The sequence below is a fragment of the Halorubrum sp. BV1 genome (assembly GCF_000746205.1).
Classification (GTDB): Archaea; Halobacteriota; Halobacteria; order Halobacteriales; family Haloferacaceae; genus Halorubrum.
The window spans coordinates 118,250-130,600 of the sequence record NZ_JQKV01000002.1 but is presented as its reverse complement, the minus strand read 5'-3'; the positions used below and the strand labels follow the sequence as shown (position 1 = coordinate 130,600).

Below are 12,351 nucleotides of genomic sequence, written 5' to 3'. Positions count from 1 at the left end.
CGTCTCGTCCGTTTCCAAAGGTCTTTGCCCCTCGCTCGACTACCATATGGTGATGGACGATGCCTCGCGAGCGCGTGACGCAGCCCGCGAAGCGCTCGCGGACGTCGAGCCTGATCAGCTGCGTGAGGCCCTCGAAGATCGGATTCTCGACGCCGCCGTGACGCCGGGGGTGCTGGCGCTTATCACCGCCCGTGCGATTGATCCCGACGTCGTCCTCGACGACGTCCTCGACCGCGCCGCCGGCGTCCAACTCATCTACGAGGGACTCCGTCTCACTCGCGCGGTAGCGCACGAGGAGCCGTGGGTGACCGAACCGACACGGTCGTCGGACATCGACGCAGACATGGACGTCCTCACTGCCGACGTGCTCGTCTCGCGCGGGTTCTCGCTTCTGGCCTGTACCGACGCGGCGGGTGCGGCCGTGGAAGTCGTGCGCGCGTTCGGCCGCGACCAGACGCTCAGGGACCGCGAGGAGGCCGACCTGGCGGCCGCGACCGCGCTCGATCGCAATCTGGAGGTCGACGCCCTCGAACTCGCCGTCGTCGCCGGAACGACCGCTGTCGGCGGCGAGACGCCCGAAGAGCTGCTGGCGTACGCTCGGGAGCTGGCCGCCGACTACGACGGCGAGTTCCCCCCGCCTCGACGCGCGCTCCCCGAGGCGACCGCGGACCGGATCGCCGACATCTCCGACCGTACGGTGAGCGCAACGGATCGGTGAGCCCGTGACGTCTCTCCGTCTGTCTACGTCCGGCGTATCACAATACGTATCAGACGGGCAGGGAGTGGGAGCCCGATCTCGACCTCAGCCAAGCGAACGGCGAGGTACGTGATTACCTGTATCGAGAGGCATTCAAACAGCGATGCAGCGCCGCTCTCGCATACGGGTCGGTCAAGGGTTACCACTCGGTGATGCCCGAGGAATGCGACCGTATCAAGAGTGGCGACTCATTGGGCGACCAACGTCGGGCCGCAGCACGCGAAGGACCAACTTCACCACAAGCGCGTGACGAGGATGAAGTATCTACACTCAGACTCGGATACACGGTCGTCAGTAGGTGAGCAACTCTGGTCAGTTAATTCGCTATATCTGAACTTTCCGGTCCTGACTTTTTCCAATCACGCAGGAGCGATAGTCCACTTCAAAGGCAGAATCGTACATACCAATTATGTGTTCTCCGAGAACTCGTCCAAGTAGGGGCGGAACCGCGTTTCCAATCTGCTCGACTATATCACTCCGACTCCCGGCAAACTCAAAATCGTCGGGGAAGCTCTGTATCCGTGCGCCTTCGCGGGGCGTCAACGCCCGGTCTTGTCGGGGATGGATACATTTGTTAGAAGCGGGATGGATGAAGTTGACCGTCATAGTTACTGATGGAAGGTCGGGGTCAATCCGGGAATAGCTGGAGCTGTAGCCGCTGGAAATATACTCATCACTACTGTCAACTCCTTCGTTCTCTTTTAGATTCGTGATGGTCTCCTGTTTGTTCGAGCCGCTGTTCCGAATGATAGTCATCATCTTATCTCCATGGTTGGTCGCCTTGTGGAGAGTCAGATTCTGAGAGCCGTCTCTCATTGAGGCTTGATATTGGTTTTCTGGCGGATTTGTGTAGGTCGTGGCTTCTTCGCCAGCTTGGATGTTAGGCAGATCGCTAATGGCATCCATGACTGTCCGAGCTTCTGGGAGAGTTTCCTTATTTTTGAAATCGCTCAAAGTCGGTTGAGCCGTAATGACCTTCGATTTGTCGTGGTAGCCAATAGTGCGGCCATTTGCCTGGTGAGTCGGAACAGGGAAATCGATCTGTTCCCCGTTTCGTGACCCAACCATAATCAGACGTTCACGGCGTTGTGGAAGCCCGAAATTGGCCCCATTTAGAATCCGCCAATCAGCACGATATCCAATCTCATCGGCACTCTGTACGATTCGAGAGATGGTTTCCCCATCTCTGTGAGTTGCCAGCCCAACGACGTTTTCCATCACGAAGAAGTCCGGCTTGAAATACTCGACATACTCAATGAAGTCGGTATAAAGACCATTTCGCTGGTCTTCTCCTTTTCCCCCACGATCTGGCCGGATCGACGAAAACCCTTGGCACGGTGGCCCCCCGACTATTATCTGAACGTTTTCGGGGTCAATACCGGCCGCTGTTGAGGCTTTCTCTGGAGGCCATTCCCGAATATCCCCCTTGATTGTCTCTGCTTCGGAGTGATTCCGGTGGAAGGTTTCTATTGCTACCCCTTTTTTATCCAATCCGAGTAGAACCTCATACTCGTCTGAAGGGTGAGTTTCAAACCCGTACGAGAATCCACCAGTACCACAAAAGAGGTCAATAATTCCTACCATCACACTATATGAGACAATTGTCTCATTTGCATTTAAACCTTGGTGGCTTTTGCCGATACGTCTTTCTATTGCAATCGGAGACAGCATAAATCCCGTGGCAATAATGACAATACGTTGGTGAGACAATTGTCTTAATTATATTTAACGTTGCGCCGTCCCCGGAACAGGTTATGGACGATGAATTTACGCAGGAACTCGGACACCGTATCAGGGAACTCCGTGAACTACAGAAAAGACCGCTTGAAGAAGTAGCTCAGGAAGCCGATATTCATCGAACGACTCTCGGAAAGATCGAAAGAGGAGACCGAGAGCCGAGTCTTTCTATCGCACTTAGAATAGCAGACGCGCTAAATGTTACCGTTACCGAACTGGTCAATCCAGACTCGTTCAGAACGCCACAAAAGGAGCATGTGATTGACGACGCGGATATTTACGAAAATGTTCCGTTCGATGGGAAAGCGGTTTTACGAGGAATAGAAGAAGCCTACGAGAACCTGGACACGATTGATTTCGCATTTCGCCGTCGAGGTGCCGATCCACTTGCTGAACAGTTTGACGAATACTCTGCTCTATCAACTGTTCTCGGAGAGTTCTTCGCTACAGGTGTCGCTTCGGGGTCGGATGGTGTTTATGAGGTAAATGCTGGTGACTTTCCAGACCTGATTAGTACCGGAGCAACAGACGATGTTCCCGGTATTGAAATCAAGGTAGCGATGGAGACGTATATGCCGAAAGGTCACCTCCCCAAACCGGGAATGTACATAGCTATCAGGTACGTATTAGCTGATCGCGATAAAAACTATCAGTGCGGAGAACGGAAGGACACAGCATGGATTTGGGAGGTCCGTATGGGTAAAATCGAGGCAGACCAATTTAACAAAAGCGACACTGAAGGTGATTCTGGAAAGACGGCTACCTTCTCAGCTGAAGCTCTCTGGAATTTCGACTGTGTTTATCTCGACCCTGATTTGATTCCTTATTCAAGATACAAGGACAAAGAGGCACTCTCGAAGGTACAGGGCCAGTCAACTCACTGAGGAACGATGGGTTTTGCACGTCACGGTACGGCACACCCGGTGGCTTTCATCACATTCTTATACGGCTGTGTTATAGAATCGAGTGCAGAAGGCGGAAAAGCGGAGTGTACGCACCCTGAGTGCCTGGGTAGCTTAGCGGTAAAGCGCGTCCTTGGTAAGGACGAGACCCCGAGTTCAAATCTCGGCCTAGGCTCTCTTTGGCTGGTACGTCTGGTTGATGTTCGCTATACAATCATGGCTCCGCTCGCTCGCTACCAGAACCTATTCGGTCCTGTGGGTCCTCCGCAGAGCTAACTCGTGACGCGCGACGCCGGCCCGACGCCGCCCTCCGAACGGATCGTCAGTCTCGACGCGCTCAGAGGGTTCGCCCTGCTCGGGATCTTCCTCATCAACGTCTGGGTGTTCGCGATGCCGGAACAGACGCTTCTCAACCCGAACATCTACGCCGATTCGGCCGTTTACGGCGATTTCTCCGGTGCGAACTACTGGGCGTGGTTCGTCGGCCATGTGTTCGCCCAGTCGAAGTTCATCACGCTCTTCTCGGCGCTTTTCGGCGCGGGGATCCTGCTTTTCGTCGAGAGCAAATCCGAAAAAGGTCAAGACGCGGTGCGGCTTCACTACCGCCGGACCGCGATCCTCATCGCGATCGGACTCGCGCACGCGTACCTCCTCTGGTACGGCGACATCCTCGTCGCGTACGGGCTCACCGGGCTGTTCGTCGTCACGCTGCGCGACTGGGACGCGAAACAGCTCGCCGGCCTCGCCGGTATTTTCCTCGCGTTCGTCCCCGCCTTGGAACTGTTCGCCGCCGTCACCGTCGGCGGCGAGGCGATAGCCGGGCAGTGGATGCCGCCCGAGGCGGCGCTCCGACAGGAAGTGGTCACGTACCGGAGCGGCTGGCTCGAACAGATGGGTCACCGCGTCTCCTCGTCGTTCCAGCGGCAGACCACGGGATTCATCGGGTCGAGCTTCTGGCGGATCGGCGGCGTCATGCTGCTCGGCATGGCCCTGTACCGGAACGGCGTGTTGACCGGCGAGCGCTCCAATCGACTCTACCGGCTGCTCGTCGCTGGCGGCGGCGTCGGCGTCGCGCTCGTCATCGCGGGCGTCGCCTACATCGAGGCCAACGACTGGAGCGCCGGCGCGGCGCTGTACTGGCGACAGTTCAACTACGTCGGGAGCCTCCTCCTCGCCGGCGGCTACCTCGGGGCCGTCACGCTCTACGTCCGGCGACGGCCCGACGGTCTGGCGACGAACGCGCTCGCCGCGGTCGGCCGGACGGCGTTCACGAACTATCTCTTACAGACCGTGATCGCCACCACGGTCTTCTACGGACACGGGCTCGGGCTGTTCGGCTCCGTGACTCGCGTCGAACAGTACGCGCTGGTCCTCGGTGTGTGGGCGGTCCAGATCGCGCTCTCGGTGCTCTGGCTGCGCCGCTACCGGTTCGGCCCCGTCGAGTGGGTCTGGCGGACGCTCACCTACGGCGAGACACAGCCGCTTCGGAACTCGGGATAGGCTTTCGCGGGCACTGCACCGTCGTGCCGCCCTGTTTCCGCGCCGCCGTGCCTGGGGTTCCCGACCGCGCCTCACCACACCGGCGCGAGGAGCAGCGCGACGGTGAGCGAGATAAAGCAGAGCTTCAACGCGGTGTTGACGGCGATCACTTTCGTGCCGAACTCGGCACCCCAGATCCCGTACTGGAAGGGGATCGACCGCCGGAACGTGGAGACGGCAAAAGACAAGATTCCGCCGATGAGAAGCGTTGCCACCGCGGTTCGGGTCGTGAACGTACCCGGCTCTGCTCCGGCGATAGTCACGGCACCGGCGGTCGTATCGAGCGTGTAGACAGCGATGACGGGGACGGCCTCCCCGGGAAGTCCGAGCACCCCGGTGATCGGCTCGGCGATCCTCGTCAGTGAGTCGACGTCGTAGTTCGTGACCAATCCGATCACGACGACGTACACGACCGCGAGCCGCGGCACGATCCGCCGGAGCGTCGCCCACGATTTCGTCGCGGCGTCGCGGACGCGCTCGCGAGACCCGCGGTCGTCGTCTTCGGGTCCGCCGGCCTCGACGTCCGCGAGGGCCGCGCGGTCGACGTTGCGTTCGGAGAGGAACAGGCCGCCCAACAACACGCCCGTGACCGTGATGGCGAGGGCGATCCCGGCGCGCGCTGAGACGTACACCACGCCGACCTCGGTGCCGAGGATCGGGATCATCACGGGGACGTAGTAGGTGAACACGTGCTGGACGAACCCGAAGAACGTGTTGATGACCACGGCGACGAGCGTCGCCCGGTCGTCGAGCAGCCCCGACTCGCGGTACTCGGCGAGCGTCGCGTAGCCCGCCGTCGTCGACGCCGCGGTCGTCAGGATCGCCGTGCCGACTTCGTTCGGCAGGTTGGCGGGGCGGGTGAGCCGGCCGGAGAGTCCGGCGACGTAGCGGACGAGTCCGAACGCGACGGCGACGTTCGCGGCGAAGACGCCGGCCGCGATGAACGCCGATATCCGCGCCAGCCGCGGGGCGACCTCGGCGAGGAGTGAGAGGAGTTCGGCGACGACCGATTGCACGGGTGAAATAACGTGGCCGGCGGTCAAATGGCCATCGGAACGTTCGGACGCACCGGCCCGCCGGCGCGGTCGCGAATTCGGAGCCGCACGCCGCACCCGCACGCTGGAGCCGCACGCCGCACCCGCACGCTGGATCCACACGTCGGACTCGCTTCGGAGACGCGGCCCGCGCGGGGCTTATCAGTCCCCCCGCCGAATCGGCCCCCAATGGCACCCGCGGAAGACGACATCTCGATCGAAGAAAAACGCGTGTACGCCGGGAACGCCGGGCGAACTGACGCGTACGTCGCAACGGAGACCGGACTCGTGAGAGTCGCGTTCTCGGCCGACAAGATCGGCGCGTTCGACATGGTGACGCGCGAGCCCGCTCGCGACGTCGCCGTCCTCCCTCGCGAGAGCGCTCCGGCCCTCCTCGGTATCGCGTCTTCGGACGGGCTTCGTGTCTCCCTTGTCGACGACGCGATCGACCCCGTCACCGTCACCGACGAGCCGGTGGTCGCGATCGGCGTCGGTGGCGAGACGACCGACGACGGCGCGCGAGCCGGTGGCGACGCGTTCTGCGTCGCCACGGAAGAGGGGGGTATCGACCGCGTCACAGTCGAGACGACGGCAGACGCAGACTCGGAAGACGACGGGTCGCCCCCCGCGTTCACTGTAACGTCGACGCGAATCGGCGAGGTCGCCGAGCCGCGTGCGGTCGACGGTCCGCTCGTCGCGGCCGCGGACGGGGTCCATCGCATCACGGCCGACTCCGCCGCCGATTCTGGGTGGTCGCTCGCGTCGGTCGGGCTCGACGACGCGCGCGACGTGGCGGGCGCGGGGATGCCGCTCGCGGCGACCGGAACTGGCCTCTACTGGCTCGGCAACGGTTGGATGACGACGCAGGGGGGCGACGCGACGGTCGTCGCCGCCGACGGCGACGGCCACGCGACGGCGGTCGTCGACGGCGACCTGCTCGTCCGCGACGGTCGAGACGACTCCGACACCGGCGACGACTGGGACCGGGACGCGTGGCGCGAGACGGAGCTTCCGGTCGACGAAGAGGCGGTCGCGCTCGGATACGGTCCGGGCGTCGCGGTCGCGGTCACGGCGGCCGGCACGCTCTGTGTCGACGCGGGCGATGGCTGGCGACATCAGGTGATCGGCGTCCGCGACGTGACGGCCGTCGCGCTCGCGGAGCGGGAGTGAGGAGCGTCGCGGTCGCGGAGCGGGTGCCGATGCGACCGCGTGCCCGTCGGAAGATGAGAAAGTCGACCGGTCAGGCCGTCGGCAGGTCGATCTCGTCGCCGTCGGCGTAGACGGTCGGGTCGCGGAGTATCCCGTCGAGGTGGATCGGCGCGTCTGTGTCCCCGCCGATCCCGGCGTTGTCACCGATCGCGATGTGGACGGTTCCGGCCGCCTTCTCGTCTAAGAGGACCGATCCGACCAACTCTTCGACCCCGACGTTGGTCCCGATCCCGAGTTCGGCGAGCGTGTAGGCGGCGTCGCCGACAGACTCCGCTGCGGTCTCGACCTCGGCTCTGACCGCGTCGTCGTCGATGGCCGTGACGCGGCCGTCGTCGACCTCGAACCGCAGCGTCTGGTCCTCGTCGAGCAGCCCGTGCGGCATCATCGTCCCGTCGATGACGAACGTTCCGGTCGCCGTCTCGGGGGCGACGAACACCTCGCCGGCCGGGAGGTTCGAGAAGTCGCCGGGCTCGCGGACCGATCCGGTGTCCGCGAGCCACTCGCGGTCGCCGATCCCGACGGTGATGTCGGTGCCAGCCGGCGAGGTGACGCGGACCTCCGCGGCGTCGCCGACCTGCGCCAGCATATCGTCGCAGGCGGCGTCGATCGCGGCGTAGTCGGCGTCGAGTCCGGTCGTGAACACGTCCGCCGTGATCCCGGGGAGCGTCGCGCCGCGCGCCCCGGCGTCACAGGCCGCACCCCGAGCGCGCGTGTGGCTCAGGCTCTTCGTGGTTGGCGCGAGGAAGGCGTCGCTCTCTGCCATCGCGGCCGCGACCGGCGCGGGCGGTTCGGTCCCGTGCTGCTCGGCGGGCGGGTATCGGAGGATCGTCGCGTCGTCGGTGACGGCCGCCGCGGCCGCGTACAGCGCCTCGCCGATCGCCTCGCGCCGGTCGTCCGTGACCACGACGACGGACTCGTCCGCTTCGACGTTCAGACACTGTTCGACGGCGGTCTCCGCGGCTGCTGTGAGATCCGCTGGCATGCGTTCGGCTCGGTGACCGTCGGCGTTAGTCCTTGCCATCGGACGGCGGGGTCGCCGGTGCGCGTGCCTACGCGTTCTCTTTCAGATACGCCCCGATGAGGCCGCCGAGCGCGCTCAACGCGACGGTGAAGCCGACGCCGATGGCGACGACGACGAACACGAGGACGAAGCCGCCGATCGCGACGCCGATGTCGCCGGTAAGCGGGAGGAAGACGAGCGCAGCGGCGAGTATCACGGCGACCGGAAGCGAGGCGATCAGTCCGGAGAGCGCGCCGATCCGAATCCCGTTGCCGCTCTCGCCGCCTTCGAGGTACGCCGCTATCGCGCCGCCGATCACGGGCGAGACGCCGAGAAACGAGAGACCGATCGTCGCGACCGCGCCGATGACCGCGTTGAGGAGGGTGTTGTCGGTGTTCACGTCCCTGCCGTCTCGCGGCGGCGACATACGCTTTGCGGGACGGCGGAGGGTGCGACACCGGGCCGCGAGGCGTGCGGACGCGAAACGAAAGAGATCGGCCGACAGCGATGGCCCCTCACGACGTCCAATTCGTGTGTCGTCGTAACACACTTAAGACCGGGCTCTGTACGGTCACTCAGTGGCATCCCGACAGGGCGGGTCGGGGGACGCGGAGCCCCTCGGGCCCGGATCGACGGATCGTCGGACCGCTTCCACGGCCGCTCCCGCGGCTCCCGACACACGACAGGGCGACTCGGGAGCGCGCTCCCGGCCGGGCGTACCCCCTCGGCGTCGGTCTCGCTCTCAGCCGCATCCTGATCGCTCTCGCACCTCGGGAGCGACCGAGACACAGAGAGACGCGGTCGCCAGAACGCCCGAGGACCCGCCGCTGCGGGACCCGGGGCTGTACGCGCTGACCGATCACTTCCGCGAGCGACTCGAACAGCCCGGCCGGTACGTGTCGACGCGAACCGTGAGCGACGCGATCCGCCGCGGACAGCTCCGCTGGAACCGCACCGACGGGTGGCGGTTCGCGATGGTCGACGGCGGGATCCGGTTCGTCGTCGTCGTGGGCGACACCGAGACGAACTCGCCGGTCGTCGTCACCGGCTGGACCGAGGTGGCGGACCGCGAGGCCGCCCTCGACGCCCCGCGCTGGGACGCGGTCGACGTCGACACCATCGCCGTGCGGGCCGCGCTGAGCGAGTCCGCATCGACGCCCATCCCCGACCGGATCCGGCCGCGCGTCGTGACGCGTCCCTTCGAGGTGGGCGACCACCGACTCGAAACCACCTCCGGCGACCCGTTCGTCCGCTGTACCGCTTGCGGCTGCCGGTTCCGCTCGAAGGAGGCGATCACATCTCGTCGGTGCCGGGACCGGGAAGCGGGGCGGTAGGTGTCAGGGTGATAGGCGCAGGGTGATAGGCGGCGAGACCCCTGACCCCACACGCCCGACCCGTGTCGCGATCCGGCCGGTGACGCTACCCATTTCTACCTCGCGACCGAAGCGACGGCGATGACCGACGATTCCGGCGACGCCGCCGGCGACGAGTCCACCGCCGACGCCGCCTCTGAGAACACGGATCCCGCCATCGACACGGATCCCTCAGACGACGCGGCCGCCCCCGCCGACACGGACATCTCTGACGACACGACTGACGCCACCGACCTCTCGCTCGACCGGTTCCACGAGGCGCTCGAAGCCGAGGAGCGACCGGTCGCGACCGCGAGCGAGGTCGCGAGACGGTTGGGAACAACGCAGGCGGCCGCCCGCGACGCCCTCGCTGCGCTTGTCGACCGCGGGGACGTCGACCGGATCGACGTCGAGGCGGACCCGGTCGTCTTCTACCCGTCCGACTGGGGGCGGCTGGCGACCCGCGAGCGCGTGGTGGCGTTCCCGGACCGGCGCGAGATCGTCGTCGACCGGCCGACGCAGTTCACCCGCGCGCGCCTCTCGCAGTTCGCGTACCTCGTCGACACGACGGGAACCGAGCCCGGCACACGCGGGTATCTCTACCGAATTCGGCAGGAGGACGTGTGGGCCGCGCCGTTCGAGGATGCCGACGCGCTGATCGCGAGCCTCCGCTCCGTGCTCCCCCGGCGGTACGAGCACCTCGAAGAGTGGGTCCGCGACCAGTGGCGGCGCGCGCACCGCTTCCGGCTGTACACCCACGCTGACGGCTACGTCGTGCTCGAGGCCGCGAACGAGAACCTGATGGGCACCGTCGCCGACCAGCACCTCGACGACGACCACCTCCGCGCGCCGATCTCCGAGACGGAGGCGTGGGTGAACGAATCGGCCGTCGCCGCGGTCAAGCGCGCGCTCTACGACGCCGGCTATCCCGTCGAGGACGACCGGGACTTAGAGACCGGCGACCCCGTCGACGTCGACCTCACGACCGACCTCCGGGAGTATCAGGAGACGTGGGTCGAGACGTTCCTCGAACGCAAGTCGGGCGTGTACGTCGGCCCGCCGGGCTCCGGCAAGACCGTCGCCGCCATCGCGACGATCGCGGCCGTCGGCGGCGAGACGCTGATACTGGTGCCCTCCCGAGAGCTGGCGAGTCAGTGGCGCGAGGAGCTGTTGGCACACTCCACCGTCGACCCCGAAGACGTCGGCGTGTACCACGGCGGGACGAAGGAGATCCGACCGATCACGATCGCGACCTATCAGATCGCCGGAATGGACCGCCACCGGAGCCTGTTCGACTCCCGGAAGTGGGGACTGATCTGTTTCGACGAGGCGCACCACATCACCGCACCGGTGTTCTCGCGGTCGGCCGAACTCCAGAGCAAACATCGCCTCGGGCTGTCGGCGACTCCGGTTCGTGAATCCGGCTCCGAAGAGGAGATTTACACCCTGATTGGCCAGCCGATCGGCGCGGACTGGGACGCCCTGTTCGACGCCGGCTTCGTGCAGGAGCCCGAAGTCGAGATCCGATACGTCCCGTGGCGTGACGAGTTCGCACAAAACGAGTACGCCGCCGCCGACGGTCGCGAGCGCCGCCGAGCCGCAGCCGAGAACCCGGCGAAGGTCGACGAGATCCGATCGCTGCTCGCGACCCACCGCGACGCGAACGCCCTCGTCTTCGTCGAGTACCTCGATCAGGGCGAGGCGATCGCCGACGCGCTCGACGCGCCGTTCGTCAGCGGCGAGACGCCTCACCACGAACGACGAGCGCTGTTCCGGCGGTTCCGCGCGGACGGTGACGACGCCGACACCGGTCTGAGCGGCGCGAGCGTCGACGCCGGGACGGACGGGGAGAGCGCCGACGCCGGGACGGACGGGGAGAGCGCCGACGCCGGGACGGACGACGCCGACCACGACGTCCTCGTCGTCTCCCGCGTCGGCGACGAGGGTATCGACCTTCCGAACGCCGGACTGGCGATCGTCGCGAGCGGGCTCGGCGGATCCCGCCGACAGGGGTCACAGCGCGCCGGTCGGACCATGCGCCCCTCCGGCTCGGCGCTCGTCTACGTGCTCGCGACCCGCGGGTCGAGCGAGGAGGCGTTCGCCCAGCGACAGATGCGACACCTCGCACGCAAAGGCATCCGCGTCCGTGAGACGAACGTCGCGGAGTGACCGCCCATGCATCCTGTCCTCGCGCGTGGCGCGTGCTTCATCGCAGACGACGGTGTGTTTCGTGTGAATGAAACGAACTTTTTATACTCGGGCGAGCGACTAAACGTATGCGCAATCCGTGGGTCCACGACGACGTGTCCAACGCGGCCGGCGGATACGACGGCAACGTTCGGCTCCTCGCCGGCGTGGTCTGGGCGGTGCTCGCGGCCGTCGTGGGCGGGTTCGTGCTCCTCTCGGCCGGCGGCGTCGTCGATGTCGGGACCGGGGGAGCCGACCTACAGACGGCGGTCACGTCCGTCGTCGCGGGCGTCGCGTTCGTGCTTCTCGTTCCCCTACTGTTGAAGCTCCTCACGATCTCGCGGCTGCTCGCGACGGTCGCGTTCGCCGCGTCGGCGGCCGCGCTGGGTCGGTTCGTGTGGGAACGCGAGGCGGGGCGGATCGAACGGCTCGCGGCGACCAGCGAGGCGCTCGCCGGCTCGGATGCGGCCGGCGGCTCGGCCGCGGGCGGCGCTTCCGCGGCGGCGGCCGAACAGCTCGTCGACGCGCTCGACGTGCTGTTCGGACTGATCGGCGTCGTGTGAACCCCGGCGAGACACGGTGAATCCACGGTGGATCCGCGCGCTTTTTGCTTCCGGCACGGAGTTACGGGTGA

11 protein-coding genes and 1 tRNA gene are annotated in these 12,351 nt (G+C 65.2%); 8 read left to right on the top strand and 4 right to left on the bottom strand.

Going from position 1 to position 12,351, the window contains the following annotated elements; all coding sequences use genetic code 11:
* The first annotated feature begins 52 nt into the window (after positions 1-52).
* Entirely contained in the window at positions 53-718 is a 666-nt protein-coding gene (locus tag EP28_RS05135) for a DUF7114 family protein (protein WP_049982945.1), read from the top strand.
* Positions 719-1,081: 363 nt separating this feature from the next.
* Here the strand turns inward: EP28_RS05135 and EP28_RS13680 are convergent, their stop codons facing one another.
* Entirely contained in the window at positions 1,082-2,341 is a 1,260-nt protein-coding gene (locus EP28_RS13680; RefSeq protein ID WP_080506066.1) for a DNA cytosine methyltransferase, read from the bottom strand.
* A 170-nt stretch (positions 2,342-2,511) separates the two neighbouring features.
* On the opposite strand from EP28_RS13680, the gene EP28_RS13675 reads away from it, so the two are divergent.
* The 3 genes from EP28_RS13675 to EP28_RS05125 all read left to right on the top strand — a co-directional run bounded on the left by EP28_RS13675 (position 2,512) and on the right by EP28_RS05125 (position 4,896).
* Positions 2,512-3,378, top strand: a complete 867-nt coding sequence (locus EP28_RS13675) for a helix-turn-helix domain-containing protein (RefSeq protein WP_080506065.1) — start codon at positions 2,512-2,514, stop codon at positions 3,376-3,378.
* 121 nt (positions 3,379-3,499) lie between these two features.
* Positions 3,500-3,571, top strand: a tRNA-Thr gene (locus EP28_RS05130).
* Between the two features lie 104 nt (positions 3,572-3,675).
* Positions 3,676-4,896, top strand: a complete 1,221-nt coding sequence (locus tag EP28_RS05125) for a DUF418 domain-containing protein (RefSeq protein ID WP_049982944.1) — start codon at positions 3,676-3,678, stop codon at positions 4,894-4,896.
* Between the two features lie 71 nt (positions 4,897-4,967).
* Here the strand turns inward: EP28_RS05125 and EP28_RS05120 are convergent, their stop codons facing one another.
* A complete protein-coding gene (locus tag EP28_RS05120; protein ID WP_049982943.1) occupies positions 4,968-5,951 on the bottom strand; it encodes a nucleoside recognition protein in 984 nt (327 codons plus the stop codon).
* Positions 5,952-6,158: 207 nt separating this feature from the next.
* On the opposite strand from EP28_RS05120, the gene EP28_RS05115 reads away from it, so the two are divergent.
* A complete protein-coding gene (locus EP28_RS05115; RefSeq protein ID WP_049982942.1) occupies positions 6,159-7,139 on the top strand; it encodes an HVO_0234 family beta-propeller protein in 981 nt (326 codons plus the stop codon).
* A 70-nt stretch (positions 7,140-7,209) separates the two neighbouring features.
* Here the strand turns inward: EP28_RS05115 and EP28_RS05110 are convergent, their stop codons facing one another.
* Entirely contained in the window at positions 7,210-8,160 is a 951-nt protein-coding gene (locus tag EP28_RS05110; RefSeq protein ID WP_049982941.1) for an aminopeptidase, read from the bottom strand.
* A 67-nt stretch (positions 8,161-8,227) separates the two neighbouring features.
* A complete protein-coding gene (locus tag EP28_RS05105) occupies positions 8,228-8,578 on the bottom strand; it encodes a DUF5518 domain-containing protein (RefSeq protein ID WP_049982940.1) in 351 nt (116 codons plus the stop codon).
* A 178-nt stretch (positions 8,579-8,756) separates the two neighbouring features.
* On the opposite strand from EP28_RS05105, the gene EP28_RS05100 reads away from it, so the two are divergent.
* The 3 genes from EP28_RS05100 (at position 8,757) to EP28_RS05090 (ending at position 12,280) form a co-directional block, all read left to right on the top strand.
* A complete protein-coding gene (locus EP28_RS05100; RefSeq protein WP_196219611.1) occupies positions 8,757-9,512 on the top strand; it encodes a hypothetical protein in 756 nt (251 codons plus the stop codon).
* Between the two features lie 120 nt (positions 9,513-9,632).
* Positions 9,633-11,699 carry a DEAD/DEAH box helicase gene (locus EP28_RS05095; RefSeq protein ID WP_049982939.1) on the top strand — a complete coding sequence of 689 codons (2,067 nt, stop codon included), beginning with the start codon at positions 9,633-9,635 and terminating at the stop codon, positions 11,697-11,699.
* 107 nt (positions 11,700-11,806) lie between these two features.
* The gene (locus EP28_RS05090; protein ID WP_049982938.1) at positions 11,807-12,280 is read left to right on the top strand and encodes a hypothetical protein; all 474 of its coding nucleotides are present in this window, start codon (positions 11,807-11,809) and stop codon (positions 12,278-12,280) included.
* The last annotated feature ends 71 nt before the right edge of the window (positions 12,281-12,351 follow it).